The sequence below is a fragment of the Erwinia artemisiae genome (assembly GCF_051400835.1).
GTDB lineage: Bacteria > Pseudomonadota > Gammaproteobacteria > Enterobacterales > Enterobacteriaceae > Erwinia > Erwinia aeris.
The window spans coordinates 336,894-358,121 of sequence record NZ_JBLFFM010000003.1 but is presented as its reverse complement, the minus strand read 5'-3'; the positions used below and the strand labels follow the sequence as shown (position 1 = coordinate 358,121).

The following is a 21,228-nucleotide window of genomic DNA, read 5'->3' as shown; positions in this document are numbered from 1 at the left end:
AAAACCCTGGCGATAAAAAGGAGATGGCGGGAAAAGTGTAAAAAGTATTGCGTTAAGGGTAAATAGTAATGATAACTACTATCAATTCGGGTTCGATTTGGTATGATCCGACCTGTATTTTCGCTATCGGTAACTGACGTTGGAGAGACAGCGTGACGAATGATTTGATGCAGACGGACCTCTCCGTCTGGGGCATGTATCACCATGCGGACATCGTGGTAAAAGTGGTAATGATCGGTCTGCTGCTGGCTTCGGTCGTTACCTGGGCTATCTTCTTCAGCAAGAGCGCGGAGCTCAGCTCGGCGAAACGCCGCCTGAAGCGCGAGCAGCAGGCGCTGGCGGGCGTTCGTTCCCTGCAGGAAGCGAGCGATATCAGCGCCACGTTTAACGCTAACAGCCTGACCACGCAGCTGTTGAAAGAAGCCGAAAACGAACTGGAGCTGTCGCAGCAGTCCGCCGACAACGACGGCATTAAAGAGCGTACCTCGTTCCGTCTGGAGCGCCGCGTCGCCTTCTTCAGCCGCCACGCCGGTCGCGGCAATGGTTTTCTGGCTACTATCGGTGCTATCGCGCCGTTTGTTGGCCTGTTCGGCACCGTTTGGGGCATCATGAACAGCTTTATCGGTATCGCCCAGACGCAGACCACGAACCTGGCGGTAGTTGCGCCCGGCATCGCAGAAGCGCTGCTGGCCACGGCTGTCGGCCTGTTCGCTGCGATTCCGGCCGTAGTGATCTACAACGTCTTTGCCCGTACGATCGCCAGCTATAAAGCCTCGCTGGGCGACGTCGCCGCGCAGATTATGCTGCTGCAAAGCCGCGATCTGGATCTGGCCGCCAGCGCGCCGCAGCATCCAACGCAGAAGCTGCGGGTAGGGTAAGCGTCATGGCCATGCGATTAAATGAAGATCTCGATAGCAACGGCGAAATGCATGAAATCAACGTTACGCCGTTTATCGACGTGATGCTGGTGCTGCTGATTATCTTTATGGTCGCTGCGCCGCTGGCTACCGTTGACGTTCGCGTCAATCTGCCAGCCTCTACCAGCAAGCCTCAGCCGCGCCCGGAAAAACCGGTCTACCTCTCAATCAAAGCGGATAAACAGCTGTTTATCGGCAATGAGGCGGTGACGCAGGAAACGCTGCTGTCGGCGCTGGAAAGCCAGACGCAGGGCAATAAAGACGCCACTATCTTCTTCCAGGCGGATAAATCGGTGGATTACGAAACGCTGATGGGCGTGATGGACAAGCTGCGTCAGGCGGGCTATCTGAAGATTGGGCTGATGGGCATGGAAACCGTCGCGAAATAATCGGCATCAGAAAATAAAAAATCCGTAACGATCGTTGCGGATTTTTTTTGCCTGGTTCTTAAGAAGGCCTGAACCAAAGGTAATTTATTATAAAAACTTACCCTTAGCTAACTTAATACGCCCGATCACACCGGAGCGTATCCGATCAAGATTTACCGGCCCCTTACCTTTTCCGGTACGGCCAATATACTGATCATGATTCAGCACAAATTCAATGACGGCCACGTCATGCGGATTAGCTGCCGGAAAACTACCTGGCTGAAAAGTAACGATAACCAGAGGATCCTGCATTGCTCTCTTTGCTTCGTTAGTCGTCGCGGTGGCATCGTTCTGAACACGCCCATGATAAAGATGAGCATAAGCCTCAATAAATCTGCCCTGACCATCGTATGCAGAAGACTTTAGTCTTCCCCACGCCTGGTCCTGGTCGTTTTGATAAATTTCGATATAGCCCTGGCATCCCCATAAGACGGCAAGGTCGTACAGGTGTCGGGCGAAGGGAGAAATTCTCGCAGGACTGAAGCCAAAGTAATTACTGTTCTGGGTGAACAGGTTGGATTGACTAACGCGCGAAATGAATTTTTTGGGAAGTGTGCTCACGTTCTTCCTTTAACGGTTCTCCGTTTTCATCCAGGCCCATATTACGGAAAAAGTTAGCACGTCGTTCAGCCTGAGTAGCGCCATGGAGTGGCGTGTGACCGGCATCGCGTGAGCGTTTAATGAGTCCGGTAATAACCTTTGCGTTGTCAGGTACGTAAGTTTTCATGGTACCTCCATCAATAGATATCTGACAGATTAACCAAAAATGGGGAAGAGATCGAGCAAATCCTGACCGATTTCAACGGGGGAAGCTTAACTCAGGCAACAGAAACAGGCGGCCGCAGCCTTGCGCTACGGCCGCACCTGCGGCGCTACATTTGCGCCACAGGCTCGCTGGTCTGGCGGGTTTGATACTGCTGTACCAGGCGTTTGATCAGCAGCGTGCCGAGCAGGCCGCAAACGGCAGCGAAGGTCAGCCAGACGCCGGGCATCGCCTTGTCGCCGGTGGCGTGGATCAGATAGCTGGACATCGCTGGCGTAAAACCGCCGAACAGCGCCGTCGCCAGGCTGTAGGCCAGCGAAAAGCCGGTCGCGCGCACCTCTGCGGGCATCACTTCCGCCAGATAGACCACCATCGCGCCGTTATAGCTGGCGTAGAGAAACGACAGCCACAGCTCGGCCTCCAGCAGATGAGAGAAGGCTGGCGAGCCGACCAGCCAGTGCAGCACCGGCCAGGCGGTGGCGATCATCAGTACGGTAAACAGGATCAGCAGCGGACGACGGCCGTAGCGATCGGAGACGGCGCCCATAATCGGCAGCCAGATCAGGTTTGACAGGCCAACGCACAGCGTCACCAAAAAGCTCTGCTTATCGCTCATCATCAGCACCGTTTTCCCAAAGGTCGGGGTAAACGCGGTGATCATATAAAACATCACGGTGGTGGTGACCACCATCAGCATCCCTGCCAGCACCAGCGCCCAGTTGCTGGCGACGCCGCGCACGATCTGACGCATGGAAGGGTGCACCTTACGCTGGCTGAAGGCTTCGGTCTCTTCCAGCATTCTCCTGACCCAGAACAGGAAAGGCACAATCAGGCAGCCGATGAAAAAGGGAATACGCCAGCCCCAGTCGGTCACCTGATCTTTCGCCAGCAGATGGTTCAGCCCCAGGCCCAGCAGCGCGGCGAAAATCACGGCGACCTGCTGGCTGCCGGACTGCCAGCTGACAAAAAAGCCCTTGCGGTTTTTCGGCGCGATCTCGCTGAGATAGACCGAAACGCCGCCCAGCTCCACGCCCGCCGAGAAGCCCTGCAACAGACGGCCCAGCAGGATCAGGATTGGCGCCGCCGCGCCCAGCGTGTTGTAGCCCGGCACGATAGCAATGGTTAAGGTGCCGATCGCCATCAGGCCCAGCGTCAGCAGCAGCCCTTTACGCCGTCCGTGATGGTCAATATAGGAGCCGAGGATAATCGCGCCCAGTGGCCTCATCAGGAAACCTGCGCCGAACGTCATCAGCGTTAACATTAGCGAGGCGAAAGGATCGTCACCCGGAAAAAAGGTTTTGGCAATCGCCGTGGCGTAGTAACCAAACACCATAAAGTCGTACATTTCCAGGAAGTTGCCGCTGGTCACATTGAAGATGGTGCGGGCGCTGCCCTGCGGCTTTTTCGCCGAAGAAGAAAAAGATGTCATAGCCTGTCCTTTCAGTTTTTCTTATCTTTTATCGCGCCAGCGCGGACATTAATGTGACAGGCATCACCGTTAAGGCGCCGGATGTATACGTATTGGTAACAAATAATTAACAATGCACTATCCGGGGGCAAACCGGGCCCTAAAAAGAAAGATCCACCACCACGCTGTCGCTGTAGTTGCCCGCAGGCGGCGTGGCCTGCGAAGTCAGTATGCGCGCCGTATAATTAAAAGTGCGGGTCAGGCCGTCGGTGGTAATGCTGTTGGCCGCCGAGCTGGCGACGCGCTCCGTACCTGTCGGCCCCCAGCGCGAGGTCGTGGCATTTTTATAAATTTCATAGGCGAGCCGGTTGTTGCCGCTGGCCATATAGCGCTGCGCGCCAACCGCATAGCCGCCGTTGCTCAGGCCAACCGTGTAGGTGCTGCCTTTAGTGCAGATCACATTAATGGACTGCGAAACCGCGTTAAAACTGCCGACCAGCGGCGCGCTGCCAAAGCTGACGTTAGGCGCGGTAATAGTGGTGCAGTCGTTGGTGACCACCAGCGTGGTGGTGATGGGCACCGTGCCGGAACCGGTCTGCTGACTGCCCAACAAACAGGCGCCCAGCGCGCCAATGCCGGTACAGATGTTATAGCTGACCAGAATATTCAGCGTCACCGTGTAGGTACCGGCGGCCACCACCTGGCCGGTCAGCGTCCTCAGATAAAGCGGGATAGCGAAGTTCTGTCCGCCGCCTGTTCCCAGCAAATTAAGCAGCTGCGCCTGGCTGAAGTTGACCGTAGTGCCGCCGATCAGCATCTCGGTGGCGCAGGCCGTGTCGCTGCATACGCGCAGCGGAATAAGATCCGTCCCGGCGCTGGAGGTTTTCAGCGCGCCGCGCGTGCTGCTGGTGTAGGTGGCGCTGGCCAGCTGAAACCGGATGTAATCGCTGGACAGCAGCGACAGCACGCTGCCCGAACCGCAGTTGACGTTAACGGTGGCGGTGGTGTTGCTCACCGTGGTGTTTACCGTAAAAGAGCTGACGCTGCCAAAGGTAGCCGTAGAGGTCGGCAGCGTGCAGGCCGCCCAGCCGGATAGCGAGCAGAGCATCAGCAGCGAAAACAGCGCCAGGTGGAAGATCGATCTTATTGGCAAAGTCATGGTGAGGTTCCTGAGGCAGCGGAAAGGGCGCAGGTCAGCGGCCCGTAAGTTTGTAGCGACGTCGGGCGACCGCCCGGCACGTCGAGCTTCGCTTCGCAATGGCGTCCGTCCGGCGTTTCCGCGCGGAAAGGGTTAACGGCAGCCAGGTTTTCCATCCAGACGATACCGTCCCAGCCGACATAGGTCGTCGCGGCGCCCGCGCGAATAATTTGGGTGGAAACGGGCAGCGGTTCGCCGTTCTGGTCGTGCAGGATCACGCTGGCCGCGCGCAGCGGTTCAATCGGGAAATGCAGCAGATAGCCGCTGTTGCGCTTGACGGCAAAACGCTGCTCGACGCTGGAGGTGGTCATATCGGCCGGCAGATCCAGCGTGTCGATATCATATTTGGCCGGATAATAGGAGCTGATGCCCGGCACCAGCAGATGGCCGCCGGCGTCCGTTTTGCCCATCAGCTGGTTTTCGTAGCGCACGTTGATATTGGGATAGTCGGTTTTCACCACCACAAAGGCATCGTTAACCTCATTGGCAGCAAAGTAGCTGCCGTCCATCAGCACCAGCGAGCCGCTCACGTCGGCCCATTCGGTGGTGTAATCGCCATCGCCGTAGAAGCCCGCTGAAGTCTCAATCTTCTGGTTGCGCCAGCTCAGGCTGGCCTGCTTATAGTCGCCGCCGCTGCTCTGGTTGGCCCAGGAGGCGTCGTAAGCCAGCCCGCCGTCGGTAGGCATGGAGCGCGAAACCGTTACGCGCTGCGAAGTGGTGCCCTGCTGGTCGCGATCCAGACTCAGGCTGGCGTTGCCGCGCTCGCTGAACGGGATCACCAGCGAAATGGTGCCCGTCCAGTCGCCCTGTCGCTGGTCGCGGCTGGCGGAAACGTAAAGGCTGCTGTTGCCCCAGATATTTTTGCTCCAGGAAAGGTTCCACAGCTGGGTGCGGTCGCCGCTGCCGCTGACGATGTCGATAAAGGCCGCGCCAAGGCTGCCGAAGCGATCGAGCGAGACGCTGGCGCTGTACTGGGCGCTGCGGCGGCTAAGGGTGTATTCCGTGCCCGCCAGGCCGCTGTTGCGATCGCCGTACAGCGCCAGGTTGCTGAAGCCCGCCGAGCGGATAATATGCTGCGTGCCGATGTTGAAGCGGCTGTTGCTGTACTGATAGCCCCAGCTGTATTGATTGCCATGTTCGCCGCTCATCTGGCTTTGCGCCAGCGCCGCATTGACCACGCCGAGCGACCCCAGCCTGACCTGGCCGCCCGCGCCGCCCAGCGCCAGCGCGTCCGCACCTTCGGCATGGCTTTCCAGCGTCAGCCAGTCGGTCAGGCCGTAGCGCCAGGAGCCGCTGGCGGCGGCGGAGCCATAGTCAAAGCTTTTGATGCCGTAATTATTGCGCAGCGCCCCGGCGGAAAAAGAGAAGTCAGAGAGGCCGGGCTTCAGCAGGCTGCTGGAGACGTAAAAGGGCATGGTGGTAGAGACGCGTCGCCCTGCGGCGTCGGTCGTTACCACTACCGCTTCGCCCGCGCCGTTAACAAACGGCATATTGGTCATCGACCAGGGGCCGGGCTGTACGTCATTGCTGCTGTTCTTATAGCCGTTGACGAAGAGATCGACCGTGGAAGGTACCGCCGCCTGGCCGGAGAAAGAGGGCAGCGGATAGGTCACCAGATCCGGGCGCACGGAGAAGTCGCGCGCGATCTGAATACCGCCCAGCCGCACGCTGCTGCTCCACGCCAGTGAATCGGTGATCAGATCGCCCATGCGCCAGCTCAGCGAACGGGTTTCATCCTGATTGCTCCAGTAAGTGTCATAGCGCAGATAGCCCTCGTTCTGCGAGCCTGCCGTCTGGCCGGAAAGCTGCTGCTGCCAGACGCCGTTGCTGGAAAACTGCCCCAGCGTGCCAAACAGGCGAAACTCGTTAAAGGCGGAAAGGCGGCTGCCGCTGGCAGAGGTACGGCTGGTGTAGAGATCGTAGTTAAACAGCGCGCCGGTAGAGGTTCTGCCAGGAAAGCGCGGGCCGTTCCGCTCCTCGTTATTCAGTTTCTGGCGCGGCAGCCAGCCGGGCGGCACCGTCAGCAAGAGGCGCTGGCGGGCCTGATCGTAGTCGGCTTTTACCTGCGGCATGGCGGAAACATCCATCATCGACGAGGTGATCAGCGCTGAAGGGATGCCGGCCCGCTGCAAATCGCCCGCGCGCAGATAGTAATGGTTATCACGGAATTCCACCGGCACGACCTGGCCGTTGTCCTGCTCGTTGATCACCAGCCCCAGCATATATTGCTGGCTGGCGCCCGGCGCGTTTGGCGACGGAGGCGGCGGCAAAGTGGAAAAGGTTTCCGCGCGACCGGCTGAAGAGAGCAGGTAGCTTAACAGGCAGAGGGCCAGGGAGCAGCGGCGCCCGTTCATCAGCTAGCGCGCAGAGCTGCCGCTGCGCCAGGTCTGGTTATTATCCAGTTCCGCGCTGAGCTGCGAGCGGTCAGACGCCGGGAAATTAAGCGGAAACGTATTGCTCGATCGCGCCAGCACGTAGCCGAACAGGCTGTTTGACAGCGTCCGGCCGCCCAGCGAAACGTTGCTTAGCCGCGCGTGGCCGCTGCCGTTATTGGTAATAAGCAGCGCTGACTTACCGTTCTGATTAACGAGGCGCCAGCTAAGGTCGGGGCGGGCCGTGTCGTCTGAAAGGCCTTCGCCATAGGTAAACAGCGGCACGGAATAGCGCATCTGGAAATTAAGGCCCGCCTGATTTTCGCCAGGCTGCTGCGGCGTGGGGATCTCATCCAGCAGCACCCGGTAAGCCCGCTCCTCGCCTTTGGGCGGCGGGGTCTGGTTAATCAGCCTGACCAGCTGCTTCTGGCCCGGCTCTATCCTTACCAGCGGCGGGCTGGCGACCACCGTTTGCTGCGTCTGATACTGTTCGTGTCCGTCCTGCTGCTGCCAGGTGAAAACCCTGACCTGCATCAGCGTGGTCGCTGCGCCGCGATTCTCCAGCCACAGCTCGGTGGCTTTATCGCCGCTGTGGATTTTCGGATCGATGGGCCAGATCAGCACCGAATTTCCTGCCCACGCGGGCAGCAGTGAGCTAACCGTCAGTCCGGCCAGCAGTGTGAAAATACGTAGCGTCTTCATGAAATACTTTCTCCCTGTTTACCAACTCAGCGTCACCGTCAGCGTGTCGCTGTAAGTCCCGGCCCGCCGAACGCCGCTCATCTGCAGCCGACCATATATCGGCAGCGTGATGTTGTTGGCGTTACTGTAGGTCAGCGCCACGTTCTGATTGACCGGGATCGCACTTGCCGCACTGGCGGTGGCGCTGGTGTAAAGCGCATAGGCCACTAAATCGGTGTTATTAGCAATTTTAAGATTACGCGTGCTGGAATAATTACTGCCGCCGTTAATGCTCATGCTTAGCGCAGTGCCCGGCGTACAGGCCAGCGTAATCGTGGAGCTTTGAACAAAGCTGGCGCTGGCGGAAGCCGAACCGACGCCGGGGCGGGTGCCGAAGTTCAGCGTGCCGAACACGCCGGTATTGGTGCCGGAAATCACGCAGCCGTTCACTACCGACGCCGTCACCTGAAAAGTCTGCGTCGGCAGCGCTCCGGCCGGAAAGCTGATACAGCAAACCACGACACAAAGCGGGCTAAGCCAGCCCGCCGATGTTCTTTCCTGCCCCGACACGACGTGCTCCCTGCCGCCGTCAATCAGTAGTTCACGGCAACGTTAATCGTATCGGTATAGGTACCTGCCGGGATCGCTGCGTTAAAACCGCCGCCGGTAATACGACCGTAAATCGGGTAGTTGTCGCCATTGGTCGGATCCGTGGTGCCCGTGCTGGTCAGGTTAGTGTTGTTAGCGATGGGCGTGGTATAGGAAGTGGAGTTATAGAGCGTATAGGCAATGCCCTGCGTGGCGTTGCTGCCCAGCACCAGATAGCGAGGCTGCGCGGTTACTTCGCCAAACACGGTAGCGGGCGCGGCGTTGCTGCTGGTGAGCTGCACGTTATAGGTTTGACCAGTGGTGCAGCGCACAAAGATGCCGTTGCCCAGCGCGCCAACTAAGGTGGCGTTCAGGGTATCAAAGGTCGCGGCGCTGCTACCAAAGTCTAAGGTACCGAAGTTAACACCGGTGGTGGCGGTCTGGCCATTGACCAGGCAACCCGTGGTCAGGACCAGCGTGGCGTTGATAGTTCCCGTCGTGGTGGCGGCAAAGCCGGAAGAGGCCACGCCGAGACCCAAGCCGCAGCCCAGCAAAAAAAGCTTCATTTTCATAATCATTCCTTACCGATCAGACCAATGGAAGTGCTTTTTCGCCCGGTGTAAAAGCGTAAAAAATGGCCGCGATGCAGGTAAAACGCAGAGCCGGAAAGACCTGTGTTGGTCGCTATCCACGATAAAAGCCAGATTGACCAATTTCTGTTATGTTTAAAACTATAGAACAGCCTTGAACGCTGAGCTAAGCGAAACGCAAAATTTTGTTAATGAGTTGAAACAAAAGCAGACCTGCTTGCTGTAGCATGAAAAAAGACGCCTGACAAAAAATAATCAGCGCTGGCCCTGGGTTTTGCTGGGCAAAAAAAAGAGCGGATGCTAAGGTCGTTAAGCAAAAAAAACAGATAATAAACCCGTTTAATTATAAGGAGATAGATGGGTTAAGCCCGAGTCCGCAGCCGGGCATGGCCGCTTTATGCCACCAGGGGTAAAGTTGACTACTCTTTAGCCGATACCGTAATTGTTGAAATCGATTTATCAGCTTTATTATTCCCTTACCCGGTGCCAGTAATCTGGCTTTTGCTTCAGAGATTTGCATATGCTTATGAGCTCCTACGACCAGCTACTGGTTATCGTCTCCATCTTTGTTGCCTTCCTGGCATCCTATACCGCGCTGGATATGGCGGGCAGGGTGGCAACCTCTACGGGGAAAGCGGCCCGCGTCTGGCTGGTTGGCGGTGGCTTTGCGATGGGCATCGGCATCTGGTCTATGCATTTTATCGGCATGCTGGCGATGAACCTGGCGATGGTGATGAGCTACGATCCGCTGCTCACGCTGATTTCCATGTTTGTAGCCGTAGTCGCCTCGATTTTTGCGCTGTGGATTGTCTGCTACGGTGAACTGGTCTTTGCCCGTCTGATGGTCGGCGCGCTGGCGATGGCCACCGGCGTGGTGGCGATGCACTATATCGGCATGGCCGCGCTGATGTTTGAACCGGGTATCGTCTGGGACTGGCGCTGGATTGCGGTGTCGATAGCGATCGCGCTGGGCGCCTCAACGGCCGCGCTGTGGCTGGCGTTTAAGCTACGTCAGGGCGAAGGGCATTTAGCGCTGCTGCGCGCCGGCGCGGCGCTGATTATGGGCGCCGCCATCGCCGGGATGCACTACAGCGGCATGGCGGCGGCCAGCTTCCCGATGGGCAGCCACGCCACGCAGATGGGCGTGAACAGCAGTTGGCTGGCGATGCTGGTCGTGGTGGTGACGCTCTCTATTTTGGGTATTACGCTGGTGGTTTCCACGCTCGACGCGCGCCTGCAGGCCAGAACGTCGGTACTGGCTTCTTCGCTGGCGGAAGCCAACCGCGAGCTGGCCCAGCTGGCGCTGCACGACAACTTAACCCGCCTGCCTAACCGTATTCTGCTGGAAGATCGCCTCGATCAGGCGCTGAGCAAGGCCGTGCGGGAAGAGACCGCTTTCGCGCTGATGTTTATGGATCTGGACGGTTTTAAGGCCGTTAACGACGCGTTTGGTCACCACGTTGGCGATAACCTGCTGGTCGCGGTCACCGAGCGGATGAAAAATTTACTGATCGGGCACCATACGCTGGCGCGGCTGGGCGGCGACGAGTTTGTGCTGCTGGTGGAAATCAGCGAGCCGAACGATGCCGCCGCCGTGGCCGATATGCTGGTCAAGGCTATCGACGAGCCGTTTTTGATTTCGCGTTACGAGCTGGTGGTGTCGCTGAGCATCGGTATTGCGGTCTATCCGGGCGACGGCAACGACGAGCGGGAACTGATGTTCAACGCCGATGCCGCTATGTACCACACCAAAAACAACGGCCGTAACGGCTATAACTTCTTCCAGCCGTCGATGAACACCATCGCGCAAAACCAGCTACAGCTGATCAACGATCTCTGGCTGGCGCAGGAGCACGACGAGCTGCGCCTGTTCTACCAGCCGAAATTTTGCGCGCCGCAGGGCCCTATCGTCGGGTTTGAAGCGCTAATCCGCTGGCAGCATCCGCAGCGCGGGCTGCTGTCGCCCGACATTTTTCTGCCGCTGGCGGAAAAAACCGGGCTGATCGTCAGCATCGGCAACTGGGTGATTAACGAAGCCTGTCGCCAGCTGAGCGTCTGGCATCGAATGGGCAATACGCAATGGTCGATAGCGGTCAACCTGTCGTCGCTCCAGTTTGAGCAGGCCGGACTGGTGGAAACGGTGGTCGCCGCGCTGAAGAAACATCAGATTTCGCCAGAGCTGCTGACGCTGGAAGTGACCGAGACTACCGCCATGCGCGATCCCGACGAAAGCGTGCGTATCTTAACCGAGCTGACCGAGCTGGGCGTGAAAGCCTCGATTGACGATTTCGGTACCGGCTATTCCAGCCTGCTTTATCTGAAACGTCTGCCCGCCAGCGAGCTGAAAATCGATCGCGCCTTCGTTAACGAGCTGCATACGCAGAGCGAAGACGCCACTATCGTTACCGCTATCGTGGCGCTGGCGCAGACGCTGAATCTGAAAGTGGTGGCGGAAGGCGTAGAGACGGAGGAGCAGCAGGCCTTTCTCACCGGCCTGGGCTGCAACTCGCTACAGGGCTATCTGCTGGGCAAACCGGTTCCCCCCGAGCAGGTGCCGCACCTGAAGCTGTATGCGGGCAACCACGAGTCCAACCGCACGCCGGAACAGAAAAAAGCGGCGGAGGAGAAGATCCCGGTGTCAAAAGCTGTTTAATCGCGGCCCGGCTAACTATAATAGTTGCTCATTCCTGAGCACGGGCCTGTAACAGTTTTGGCAAAATATCTGCAGTTAATCGACCAAATCCAGCAGCAGATCGCCAGTGAGATCTGGCTGCCGGGCGAAAAACTCCCCTCGCTGCGCGAGCAGGTGGCGCAGAGCGGGATGAGCCTGATGACCGTTATGCACGCCTATCAGGTGCTGGAGAGCCAGGGCTGGATCGTCTCCCGGCCGCAGTCCGGCTACTACGTAGCGCCACGGGCGGAATTTCTCAGCCAGCCCGCCAGCCACCAGAAGGTGCAGCTCACGGAATCGGTCGATATCAACGACTTTATTTTTGAGGTGCTGCAGGCGTGTCGCGACCCGGACATCATGCCTTTCGGCTCCGCCTTTCCCGATCCTGAACTCTTTCCGCAGCGCCAGCTGATGCGCTCGCTTTCCGCCGTTTCGCACTCGTTAAAACCGGCGGACGCCTTAAACAATCTGCCGCCGGGCAATGAGGCGCTGCGCAAAACGCTATCCAAGCGCTATGCGTTACAGGGCATACAGGTTTCGCCAGAAGAGATCGTGATCACCAACGGCGCGATGGAGGCGTTGAACCTGAGCCTTCAGGCGGTCACCGCGCCCGGCGACTGGGTGGTGGTGGAAAACCCCTGTTTTTACGGCGCGCTACAGGCTATCGAGCGGCTTCAGCTCAAGGCTGTCGCTATCGCCTCGCATCCGCAGCACGGTATCGATCTGACGGAGCTGGCCGCCACGCTGGCGAAGCTGCCGGTCAAAGCGTGCTGGATGATGTCGAATCAGCAGAACCCGCTAGGCTGCACGCTAAGCCGCGAGAAAAAGCAGGCGCTGGTGGCGCTGCTGGAGGCGCATCAGGTGACGCTGATCGAGGACGATGTGTATAGCGAACTCTGGTTCGGCAGCGAAAAACCGCTGCCGGCAAAGGCGTTTGAGAAACAGGACAGCGTGCTGCACTGCTCTTCTTTTTCTAAAAATCTGGTGGCGGGGTTTCGCGTGGGCTGGGTGGCGGCGGGCAGACACGCGCAGCGCATCCAGCGACTGCAATTAATGAGCACTATCTCAACCAGCGCGCCGATGCAGCTGGCGCTGGTCGACTACCTGGGCAGCCGCAGCTACGACGTGCATTTACGCCGGCTGCGCCAGCGGCTGGAGCAGCGCAAAAGCCTGGCGCGGCAGTCGCTGCGGCGGCATCTGCCCGCCAGCGCCAAAATCAACGACTCCCAGGGCGGCTACTTTTTATGGATCGAGCTGCCGGAAGCGGTTAACACCACCGAGCTGTACTATCGGGCGCTGCGCGAGAAAATCAGTATCGCGCCCGGTAAAATGTTTTCTACCAGCGAGCAGTATGCCAACTATTTTCGTTTTAATACGGCCTGGGAATGGAATGACTCGCGGGAGGCGGCGGTAGCGACGCTGGGCAGGTTGATTGCGGAAATGCTTCAGGGCCAGCGCTGGCCCTGACATATCAGACGGCAGAGGCGCGTTTTTGGCCCCAGGTCAGATGATAAACGTCGTAAAAATCGACTTCGCCTTTCAGCTGCAGCAGCTTTTGAATGCCTTGCTTAACGTTGTCCGGCACCTGGCTGCTGGCAAGGATATCCTGGATCGCCTTGTCGGACAGGGTACGCACATAATACCATTCGCCGTTATAGCACACGCGCAGATCGAGCGTATCGATATCCTCAAAGCGGTAGCGCGGATTGACATCCAGCAGCATCAGGCCGCTCATCAGCAGCACGAAAAAAGTGGCGCCCCAGAACGCAGGCCAGCCCAGAAACTCCGTGGTAAAAATCAGCGCCACGGTCAGGGCGTAGCAGACATACATCGACGCCCATAAGCCGGGATGACTTTTCAGAAAATTGAAGCTGAAACGCGGTCGGTTATCGCGCTGTTCTTCACGATTAAGGGTGTCGATTTCGCGCAGCAGGATCTGTTTAACGTCTTCCACTCTGAACCTCCTCTTGGTACAGGCATCAGTAGACCACACCTGGCGCAAGAAGGGCAGACACAGTTAATGCGAATAAAGCTATAACAGTTGCCCATATAACAAAATTAACGTTCTTGTTACCAGAACGCGTCAGAACGGCCGCCGACTGCCGCAGGCGGAGCGCGCGGGGTGAAATGCCGACGGGATCGCCGCCGCAGCCGGAACAACAGCCTCTTTCAATTTATATACCTCTTTTTTTTCGGCATAAATAAGTTAATCGATAACGGGATCTATTATCACCAGGGGAAATAAATTGCCTGAAAGTGCAAGAAACATAATGAAAAAAGCGAGTGGCGCCTTGAAAAAGGCGGGCGACAGAAATCTGTCCGCGCCAGGTGCTAATACGCTTTTGTTTAATTTAATTACAGGTTTCGGCAATTAAAATGCGTGACGTGCCGATTTGTTATGGCCGCTGGCTTGTTATATGTTTGTACTCTCTTAATAACGGATGAAGCACCAGGTTAATTCTGTTTTTAAATATTAAGCTGCCTTCAAATAAACAGATAACAAGTTAAATCAGGTAAGGATTGCCAGGATGAAAATAGGGAAATATTGTTTTTTTGTTAATTATTTTGCTCAATCCAACCCGGGGCGGCGTGACAACGATGAAAAATAATTTTGCCAGCATCCATAGCAGAAAAGAAAATGGTACGGATAGCGCACGATCATTATTAACGGAAGGCGTGACGGCCAGCGTCTGGACGCCCGATTACGTTCTGCGCCTGCGGCAAAACATTCATCTCTGCGGCTGCTCTGGCTGCGACGGCGCCTCGCCGCTGCTGCAGTTTCGCTGGAATAACCACGTGCGCCACAGCGCGGATATCAGCTGCAACCGGGCGGCGGCGGAAATCCTGAGCCTGACGGCGTCCTGTACCCTGAGCGTCAGCGAAGACCTGGCCGAACATTTACCCGAACTCTCCGCAGAGCGTTTACAGATGAATCAGCACTGCCTGCGGCTGTTTGCCGCTTTCCGGACTGAGCCTGTGCTGTTGCTCTATGCGCTGTACGGTTTTATTCGCCAGTCTGGCCCGCTTGACCCGGAGCGGCGGGCCGCGCTGCTGGAGACGTGGCTACAGCCCGCTGGCCGCCAGCGGCTGGTGCAGGATTTTTGCCTGCAGCAGGATGAACACGGCTTTCCGCCGGTCGCCGGGCAACGTCTGGAGGCGCTGCCGATATGGTTACTGGTGGATAGCGACGCCAGACTGCACAAGCTGAAAGCGATGCGGAAAAAGGGTGAGGAGACGCTACGGCAGACGTGGCGCGGCCTGCAAAAAGCGAGCAGCGCGCGACGAAAGATCCTCGGTAATTTTCTGTTTTATGAACTCTGCCATAACTTTTTTCCCGGTCATCTCGTTACCGACTGGGAGAATAATTTTGCCGACCTTTGCCGGCGTGCCCTTAGCCTGCTCCTGCTGCTGACGGCGGTTTCACCTGAACTGGATAAAGAAAGCTTGAGCGCGCTTTTTGCCGCCAGCCATCGGGCTGCGCGCAGGGAAGCTTTTTCATAACAGGCGGCGGGCGGCCGTGAACAGGCGCCCGCTTCGGGCAGCTATAAACCGAGCCAGGCAATCAGGGTAAGCAGCATTATGTTCTGCATCAGGCACGGCGAGCGCCAGAGGCGGGCAATCGGTGGCTTCTGCGGTGGGTTTCCGCTTCTCTTTGCGGGAGCGCACAGGAGCAGTGGCCGTCACCGGCGCGTGCGTTTCCGGCAGCAGGATAGTATGCCAGAGTCATCGGCAGCTTTAACCGACATTGCCCAGCTTTCGCTGCTCGGCCGTTTCACAATGCAGCAGCGATGCTGAATCCGGATCAACCAGCCCGTGATGAATCAGATAGCGAGCAACCATGAACTAACCTCCTGGTTAGCCAGGGGCATTAGCGCGGTTTTCCCATTTTTCCGGTGATCAATCCCTTATGTTTATTAAGTGATTAAGCCGCCGTTTAATTTTATTTTCTTCTTTTTAAAACCAGCCTATTTTTACTAAATCGTTTTTTTTTGGCAGGCGCGTGGGCTATTTTCGGAATGCAAAATGGCCTTACATTTTGCCTCCGAGGCAGGCGGGTGAATAATTTGAGTTAAGTCGAGAAAAATTAAGAAGTTATGTGATCAAAAACCGATCGTAATGATTGCATCTTTGCCGCCAGGTGCCACAATTAATTAACACCGAAATTACAGGAGGCATCTTATGCTAACCCATGCTGGTAACCTGCTTGCGATGATGTCTTTTGCAGCCGGCACCTTTTCTGCGGGTATGTCGAACAATCCGCAATATATGACCTTTCAGCCAGCCAGCGGCGTGCCGAACAATCCGCTGCCGCTGATTATCTATCCGCGCGCGGTGCCGGGTGAGGTGGAAGATGTGGCGGCCTGGTTTGAAGAAACGTTCGCCAGCCATCGCTGGACGCCGCGCTGGCGCTATCCGATTTATTCCTATACCCACTATCATCCCAACACCCATGAGCTGCTGGGTATCGGCGCTGGCTGGGCGCAAATCCTTTTCGGCGGCGAAACGGGCAGGGCGGTCACCGTTCACGCGGGCGATGCGATCCTGATCCCGGCAGGCGTTGGCCATCAGCAGCTGGCGGCCAGCGAAGATTTTTTTGCCGTCGGCGCCTATCCGCAGGGCATGGAGCCGGTGACGCGACGCAGCGATCTGGAAGATGTGGAAGCCTCGCTACTGGCTATTAAGCGCGTACCTGTACCGCAGCACGATCCCCTCACCGGCGGTGAAGGCGCGGTGACTGAAATCTGGCATCCTTTACAGAACTGATCCATTCCCTTCTTCTCAGCGCGTCTGCCCCGTCAGGCGCGCTTTGCCAAATATTTTTTTAATAATGTCTCTTTTTTAGACGGGTACTGGCGTACGCGTCTCTTTGCCGAAGCGGGCCGCATCCACAGCGCAGCACTGGCCCGGCGCCACAGGTTCTGCCGCTAAAACAGCGCCACGCCCGGCAGGGCCAGCGGCAAGCTGTGAAAAAAATATTTTGTCATCGCTGGTTACCCAATTGTTTTTTCATCGGTTTGCGCAATCTTTCACCGGCGGCTACCTTCAAATTCATCCGCCGGATCGGCGCTGTCGTCTGCATAAGCCGATCCCCCGCCTACTGCGTTACGGAGGTTTACATGCTGCCGGGACAAACGTCCAACCGCGTATGGGATACACGTCGAAGTGAAAAAAAACGCCGCATCGAGCAGCTCGGTATCAACGGCAAGGTGCTGCCGACCGACGATCTGGTCGATTTGCTACAGAGGCTGATCGCGCCGGGCGATCGCGTGGTGCTGGAAGGTAACAACCAGAAACAGGCGGACTTTTTGTCACGTAGCCTGGCCGAAGTTAATCCGGAGATCGTGCACGATCTGCATATGATCATGCCCAGCGTCGGACGCAGCGAGCATCTGGATCTGTTTGAAAAGGGGATCGCGCGCAAGCTGGATTTCTCTTTCTCCGGGCCGCAGAGCCTGCGTATTTCTCAGCTGCTGGAAGATGGCCAGCTGGAAATCGGCGCCATCCATACCTATGTCGAACTCTATGCGCGGCTTTATGTCGATCTCGCACCTAACGTGGCGCTGATTGCCGGCTATAAAGCCGATCGCAAGGGCAATCTCTACACCGGGCCGAGTACGGAAGACACGCCCGCGCTGGTGGAGGCCGCCGCTTTTCACGACGGCATCGTTATCGCTCAGGTCAACGAACTGGTCGATGACGAGTGCGATCTGCCGCGCGTCGATATTCCGGGATCCTGGATCGATTATGTCGTCGTCGCCGACAAACCCTTCTTTATCGAACCGCTGTTTACCCGCGATCCGCGCCTGATCAAACAGGAGCATATCCTGATGGCAATGCTGGCGATCAAGGGGATCTATGCCGAGCATCAGGTGCAGTCGCTGAACCACGGCATCGGGTTCAACACCGCCGCCATCGAGCTGCTGCTGCCGACCTATGGCGAAAAGCTGGGGCTGAAAGGCAAAATCTGCCGCCACTGGACGCTGAACCCGCATCCCACGCTGATCCCGGCAATAGAGAGCGGCTGGGTTGAAAGCGTGCACTGCTTTGGCGGCGAGCTGGGCATGGAAAACTATGTCGCGGCGCGTCCCGACGTTTTCTTTACCGGCGCCGACGGCTCAATGCGATCCAACCGCGCGTTTTGCCAGCTGGCGGGGCAGTACGCGGTCGATATGTTTATCGGCTCCACGCTCCAGGTCGACGGCCTGGCTAACTCCTCGACCGTGACGCGCAGTCGGCTTTCCGGCTTCGGCGGCGCGCCGAATATGGGGCACGATCCGCACGGCCGTCGCCACGCCACGCCTGCCTGGCTGGCGATGATTGACGAGCCGGATCCGCTGGCGCGCGGCCGCAAGCTGGTAGTGCAGATGGTGGAAACCTTCCAGGGCGGCGGCAAGCCGACCTTTGTTGAAAAGCTGGATGCGGTCGACGTGGCGAAAGCCTCAGGGATGCCGCTGGCGCCGGTGATGATTTACGGCGATGACGTCACCCACGTGTTGACCGAAGAGGGCATCGCCTATCTCTATCGCGCCAAATCGCTGGAGGAGCGCCGCGCAATGGTGGCGGCGGTGGCGGGCATTACCGATATCGGCCTGGGCGTGGACGCGAAAAGAGTGGCCGATCTACGCCGCGAGGGCAAAGTCGCCTTCCCGGAAGATTTAGGCATTCGCCGTACCGAAGCCACCCGTTCGCTGCTGGCGGCGGGCAGCGTGGCGGAGCTGGTCGAATGGTCGGACGGGCTTTATCAGCCGCCGGCTAAGTTCCGGAGCTGGTAATGAAACCTTCTTCATGTTCGCTGAGCGATATTGAGCGGCAGGCCGCGCGGCTGGCGGAGCTGGCCACGTGCTGCCTGATCGACGAAGCCCGGCTGACGCCCAAGCCCGGCCTGGTCGATGGCAGAGGCAGCGGCGCGCATCGGGATCTGACGCTGGCGCTGATGGAGGCCTCGGCGCGCAGCCTGACGCCCGCGTTTTATGCTCTGGCGCTGCACTGCTGGCAGCGTCCGGCGGATATCGCGCTGCGGCAGCAGGTAGGCAGGCTGGGGCGTGAAGGCGAACGGCAGATGATGCAGGCGACGCGCGGCGTCAACACCCATCGCGGCGCGCTCTGGGCAACCGGCCTGCTGGTCAGCGCCAGCGCCATGCTGGCAGGTGAGGGCAGCGAGCGTCAGGTCGCGCAGGCGGCGGCCAGTCTGGCACAGCTGCCGGATGACGAGGCACCGAAACTCTTCAGCAAAGGGCTGCGCGCGACGCGCCGTTATCAGGTGCCCGGCGCGCGCGAAGAGGCGCAGCAGGGCTTTCCCCACATTATGCAACTTGGGCTGCCGCAGCTAAGGCACAGCAGGCACGACGGGGCGACGGAAGCGCAGGCACAGCTGAACGCGCTGATGGCGATCATGAGTTCGCTCAGCGATACCTGCGTACTTTCCCGCGCCGGGCTTTACGGGCTGGTGGCGATGCAGAACGGCGCGCGCGCCGTGCTGGATGCCGGAGGGGCGCAAACGCCGCACGGGCAGCGCGCGCTGGCCAGGCTGGACGCACACATGCTGTCGCTGAACGCCTCGCCCGGCGGCGCCGCCGATTTACTTGCCGCCACGCTGTTTGTAGACAGGCTGGGCGACACCACTTTCTGAGAGGATTTTATGGAACAGATCACGTTTACCCTGTCGGCCACGCGACAGCTCAGCGGTAAAGCGCTGGCGGGCGTGGTGGGCTCGGGCGATATGGAAGTGCTGTTTGTGGCCGGAGCGGGCCAGCAGCTGACGGTCAACCTGACCACCTCCGTCGACAACAGCGGAACACGCTGGCGGGCGCTTTTCGATCGCCTGAGCGCGTTTTCCGGGCTGCCGGCGGGCGAGATGACCATTCACGATTTCGGTGCGACGCCTGGCGTGGCGCGTATTCGTATTGAGCAGGTTTTTGAGGAGGCCGCAGATGCGTGATGACAGCAGCTTTATCGAACTTAAGGCCCGCCAGCGCGCGCGGCTGCTGCTGGACGAAGGCAGCGGACGCGAGCTGCTCGATCCTTTTGACGGCATTATGTCGCCCTGGCTGCCTGCGCAGGGCATCGTGCCGCAGGCCGATGACGGCATGGTGGTGATGAAAGGTACCATCGACGGTCAGCCAGCGGTGGTCGTCGCCATTGAAGGATCGTTTCAGGGCGGCAGCATGGGCGAAGTTTCCGGCGCGAAAATGGCGACTGCGCTGGAGCTGGCTGCCGAAGATAACCGCAAAGGTATTCCGACGCGGGCGGTGCTTTGCCTGGAAACCGGCGGCGTGCGCCTTCAGGAAGCCAACCTCGGCCTGGCGGCCATTGCGGATATCCACGCCGCTATCGTCGATCTGCGTCGCTATACGCCGGTGATCGGCATCATCGCCGGTACGGTAGGCTGCTTTGGCGGAATGTCTATTGCCGCCGGGCTGTGCAGCTCGCTGATCGTCACCCGTGAAGCGAGGCTCGGCCTCAACGGCCCGCAGGTTATCGAACAGGAGGCGGGTATTGCGGAATACGATTCCCGCGACCGGCCTTTTATCTGGAGCATGACCGGCGGCGAAGCGCGCTATCGCAGCGGGCTGGCCGACGTGCTGGTGCCCGACGGCGCCAATGCGGTGAAAAAAGCGATGAACGAAGCGATCGCGCGCGGCGTGCCCGCACAGCATCGTTCGGACGAGTACAGCTACTATCTGCCGCGCCTGAGCGAAATGAACACCGAGCGACAGGCCGATGCGCAGCAGGTTAACGAAGTCTATGCAAGGGAGGATCGCGGATGAGCGTCAGTCGTGGTGAAAAATGGCTCAGCCTGTTAACCAACGGGGCTGAAAGGCTGGGCGGACTTTGCCCTTCGGTGCAGGCGGCCGATGCGGCGCTGGGCGAAGAAACCGCGCGTTATATTGCGGTGGTGCCGGACGAGCAAAACCACTTTCCGCGCGCCGCTAAAGGCGAGGTCGGCCTGCTGGAAGGCTGGACGCTGGCCAAAGTCATCGATGAAGCGATCGTGGCGGATGCGGATAAAGCGCAGAAGCGGGCGATTGTGGCGGTGATTGACGTACCAAGCCAGGCCTATGGCCGTCGCGAAGAGGCGTTCGGCATCCACCAGGCGCTGGCGGCGGCGGTAGGCGCCTATGCCAAAGCGAGGCTGGCCGGACACCCGGTGATCGGGCTGATCGTCGGTAAAGCGATGTCCGGCGCGTTTCTGGCGCACGGCTACCAGGCAAACCGGCTGATCGCCTTTAACGATCCGGGCGTGATGGTGCACGCAATGGGCAAAGCGGCGGCGGCGCGCATCACCTTGCGCAGCATCGAGGCGCTGGAACAGCTGGCACAGACCATTGCGCCAATGGCTTACGACATCGGCAACTACCAGACGCTGGGTCTGCTGGAAGAGCTGCTGGATATCGCCTCGCCGGATGCGCCTGAAGATGACGATGTTCAGCGGGTTCGCGCATCGCTGGAGCAGGCGGTCAGCTCGGCGCGTAAAGATCCCGCTCTTCATCGCCTTAAGGGCGAAAACCGCCGCAGCTCCGCGCTGGTGCGCGAAAAAATGCGCGCGGCCTGGTAATCCAGCAAGACAGCGGGCAATCCTGCCCTGACGCGTTCAGCCTGCGAGGCGCAAGT

The 21,228-nt window shown here is 58.6% G+C and carries 20 protein-coding genes; 11 read left to right on the top strand and 9 right to left on the bottom strand.

All coding sequences use genetic code 11. The features are described 5' to 3' along the window. The first annotated feature begins 152 nt into the window (after positions 1-152). Positions 153-878: a tol-pal system-associated acyl-CoA thioesterase gene (gene exbB, locus ACMGEE_RS09490; protein ID WP_253458276.1), complete on the top strand. Its 726-nt coding sequence runs from the start codon at positions 153-155 to the stop codon at positions 876-878. Between the two features lie 5 nt (positions 879-883). Next, a complete protein-coding gene (exbD, locus tag ACMGEE_RS09485) occupies positions 884-1,306 on the top strand; it encodes a TonB system transport protein ExbD (RefSeq protein WP_301250630.1) in 423 nt (140 codons plus the stop codon). 87 nt (positions 1,307-1,393) lie between these two features. On the opposite strand, the gene ACMGEE_RS09480 is transcribed toward exbD, so the two are convergent. From ACMGEE_RS09480 to ACMGEE_RS09445, 8 genes are all read right to left on the bottom strand, one after another. Then, entirely contained in the window at positions 1,394-1,906 is a 513-nt protein-coding gene (locus ACMGEE_RS09480) for a hypothetical protein (RefSeq protein WP_369896263.1), read from the bottom strand. Next, positions 1,869-2,072, bottom strand: a complete 204-nt coding sequence (locus ACMGEE_RS09475) for a hypothetical protein (protein WP_369896262.1) — start codon at positions 2,070-2,072, stop codon at positions 1,869-1,871. Before ACMGEE_RS09475 ends, ACMGEE_RS09480 begins: the two co-directional genes overlap by 38 nt. A gap of 145 nt (positions 2,073-2,217) precedes the next feature. Next, on the bottom strand, positions 2,218-3,537 hold the full coding sequence (locus ACMGEE_RS09470; RefSeq protein WP_436829956.1) for an MFS transporter: 1,320 nt from the start codon (positions 3,535-3,537) through the stop codon (positions 2,218-2,220). Between the two features lie 139 nt (positions 3,538-3,676). After that, on the bottom strand, positions 3,677-4,675 hold the full coding sequence (locus tag ACMGEE_RS09465; RefSeq protein ID WP_301730006.1) for a Csu type fimbrial protein: 999 nt from the start codon (positions 4,673-4,675) through the stop codon (positions 3,677-3,679). Continuing rightward, positions 4,672-7,068 carry a fimbria/pilus outer membrane usher protein gene (locus ACMGEE_RS09460; RefSeq protein WP_436829955.1) on the bottom strand — a complete coding sequence of 799 codons (2,397 nt, stop codon included), beginning with the start codon at positions 7,066-7,068 and terminating at the stop codon, positions 4,672-4,674. The genes ACMGEE_RS09465 and ACMGEE_RS09460 overlap by 4 nt, the downstream gene beginning before the upstream one ends. 3 nt (positions 7,069-7,071) lie before the next feature. Beyond that, entirely contained in the window at positions 7,072-7,788 is a 717-nt protein-coding gene (locus tag ACMGEE_RS09455) for a fimbrial biogenesis chaperone (RefSeq protein WP_436829954.1), read from the bottom strand. A gap of 18 nt (positions 7,789-7,806) precedes the next feature. Then, a complete protein-coding gene (locus ACMGEE_RS09450; RefSeq protein ID WP_253461218.1) occupies positions 7,807-8,286 on the bottom strand; it encodes a Csu type fimbrial protein in 480 nt (159 codons plus the stop codon). Between the two features lie 74 nt (positions 8,287-8,360). Next, positions 8,361-8,927, bottom strand: coding sequence for a spore coat protein U domain-containing protein (locus tag ACMGEE_RS09445; protein ID WP_125287232.1), 567 nt, complete (start codon positions 8,925-8,927; stop codon positions 8,361-8,363). A 538-nt stretch (positions 8,928-9,465) separates the two neighbouring features. Here ACMGEE_RS09445 and ACMGEE_RS09440 point away from each other — a divergent pair. Continuing rightward, complete coding sequence (locus tag ACMGEE_RS09440; RefSeq protein ID WP_370734620.1) at positions 9,466-11,598, top strand: putative bifunctional diguanylate cyclase/phosphodiesterase; 2,133 nt, start codon at positions 9,466-9,468, stop codon at positions 11,596-11,598. A 57-nt stretch (positions 11,599-11,655) separates the two neighbouring features. Further along, complete coding sequence (locus ACMGEE_RS09435; protein ID WP_301250626.1) at positions 11,656-13,083, top strand: aminotransferase-like domain-containing protein; 1,428 nt, start codon at positions 11,656-11,658, stop codon at positions 13,081-13,083. A 4-nt stretch (positions 13,084-13,087) separates the two neighbouring features. Here ACMGEE_RS09435 and ACMGEE_RS09430 read toward each other — a convergent pair whose 3' ends face one another. Next, positions 13,088-13,570, bottom strand: coding sequence for a YlaC family protein (locus ACMGEE_RS09430; protein ID WP_125287235.1), 483 nt, complete (start codon positions 13,568-13,570; stop codon positions 13,088-13,090). 644 nt (positions 13,571-14,214) lie between these two features. Between ACMGEE_RS09430 and ACMGEE_RS09425 the strand changes: the two genes are divergently transcribed. The 7 genes from ACMGEE_RS09425 (at position 14,215) to mdcE (ending at position 21,172) form a co-directional block, all read left to right on the top strand. After that, on the top strand, positions 14,215-15,117 hold the full coding sequence (locus tag ACMGEE_RS09425) for a hypothetical protein (protein WP_301730009.1): 903 nt from the start codon (positions 14,215-14,217) through the stop codon (positions 15,115-15,117). A gap of 678 nt (positions 15,118-15,795) precedes the next feature. Next, the gene (locus tag ACMGEE_RS09420; RefSeq protein WP_301250624.1) at positions 15,796-16,380 is read left to right on the top strand and encodes a cupin domain-containing protein; all 585 of its coding nucleotides are present in this window, start codon (positions 15,796-15,798) and stop codon (positions 16,378-16,380) included. A 353-nt stretch (positions 16,381-16,733) separates the two neighbouring features. After that, entirely contained in the window at positions 16,734-18,389 is a 1,656-nt protein-coding gene (mdcA, locus tag ACMGEE_RS09415; protein ID WP_253458301.1) for a malonate decarboxylase subunit alpha, read from the top strand. Then, a complete protein-coding gene (locus ACMGEE_RS09410; RefSeq protein WP_436829953.1) occupies positions 18,389-19,246 on the top strand; it encodes a triphosphoribosyl-dephospho-CoA synthase in 858 nt (285 codons plus the stop codon). Before mdcA ends, ACMGEE_RS09410 begins: the two co-directional genes overlap by 1 nt. 9 nt (positions 19,247-19,255) lie before the next feature. Further along, positions 19,256-19,555, top strand: coding sequence for a malonate decarboxylase acyl carrier protein (gene mdcC, locus ACMGEE_RS09405; protein ID WP_253458307.1), 300 nt, complete (start codon positions 19,256-19,258; stop codon positions 19,553-19,555). Further along, entirely contained in the window at positions 19,548-20,384 is an 837-nt protein-coding gene (locus ACMGEE_RS09400; protein WP_253458311.1) for a biotin-independent malonate decarboxylase subunit beta, read from the top strand. The genes mdcC and ACMGEE_RS09400 overlap by 8 nt, the downstream gene beginning before the upstream one ends. After that, complete coding sequence (mdcE, locus tag ACMGEE_RS09395) at positions 20,381-21,172, top strand: biotin-independent malonate decarboxylase subunit gamma (RefSeq protein ID WP_253458315.1); 792 nt, start codon at positions 20,381-20,383, stop codon at positions 21,170-21,172. The genes ACMGEE_RS09400 and mdcE overlap by 4 nt, the downstream gene beginning before the upstream one ends. Positions 21,173-21,228: the final 56 nt, after the last annotated feature.

Bases quoted from the DNA above. Each gene is read 5' to 3' on its own strand.
- ACMGEE_RS09420 (WP_301250624.1), top strand. From the start codon at position 15,796: ATGCTAACCCATGCTGGTAACCTGCTTGCGATGATGTCTTTTGCAGCC.
- ACMGEE_RS09475 (WP_369896262.1), bottom strand. From the start codon at position 2,072: ATGAAAACTTACGTACCTGACAACGCAAAGGTTATTACCGGACTCATT.
- ACMGEE_RS09440 (WP_370734620.1), top strand. From the start codon at position 9,466: ATGCTTATGAGCTCCTACGACCAGCTACTGGTTATCGTCTCCATCTTT.
- mdcE (WP_253458315.1), top strand. From the start codon at position 20,381: ATGAGCGTCAGTCGTGGTGAAAAATGGCTCAGCCTGTTAACCAACGGG.
- ACMGEE_RS09465 (WP_301730006.1), bottom strand. From the start codon at position 4,675: ATGACTTTGCCAATAAGATCGATCTTCCACCTGGCGCTGTTTTCGCTG.
- ACMGEE_RS09445 (WP_125287232.1), bottom strand. From the start codon at position 8,927: ATGAAAATGAAGCTTTTTTTGCTGGGCTGCGGCTTGGGTCTCGGCGTG.
- ACMGEE_RS09400 (WP_253458311.1), top strand. From the start codon at position 19,548: ATGCGTGATGACAGCAGCTTTATCGAACTTAAGGCCCGCCAGCGCGCG.
- ACMGEE_RS09460 (WP_436829955.1), bottom strand. From the start codon at position 7,068: ATGAACGGGCGCCGCTGCTCCCTGGCCCTCTGCCTGTTAAGCTACCTG.
- mdcC (WP_253458307.1), top strand. From the start codon at position 19,256: ATGGAACAGATCACGTTTACCCTGTCGGCCACGCGACAGCTCAGCGGT.
- ACMGEE_RS09455 (WP_436829954.1), bottom strand. From the start codon at position 7,788: ATGAAGACGCTACGTATTTTCACACTGCTGGCCGGACTGACGGTTAGC.
- exbD (WP_301250630.1), top strand. From the start codon at position 884: ATGGCCATGCGATTAAATGAAGATCTCGATAGCAACGGCGAAATGCAT.
- ACMGEE_RS09425 (WP_301730009.1), top strand. From the start codon at position 14,215: ATGAAAAATAATTTTGCCAGCATCCATAGCAGAAAAGAAAATGGTACG.
- mdcA (WP_253458301.1), top strand. From the start codon at position 16,734: ATGCTGCCGGGACAAACGTCCAACCGCGTATGGGATACACGTCGAAGT.
- ACMGEE_RS09470 (WP_436829956.1), bottom strand. From the start codon at position 3,537: ATGACATCTTTTTCTTCTTCGGCGAAAAAGCCGCAGGGCAGCGCCCGC.
- ACMGEE_RS09410 (WP_436829953.1), top strand. From the start codon at position 18,389: ATGAAACCTTCTTCATGTTCGCTGAGCGATATTGAGCGGCAGGCCGCG.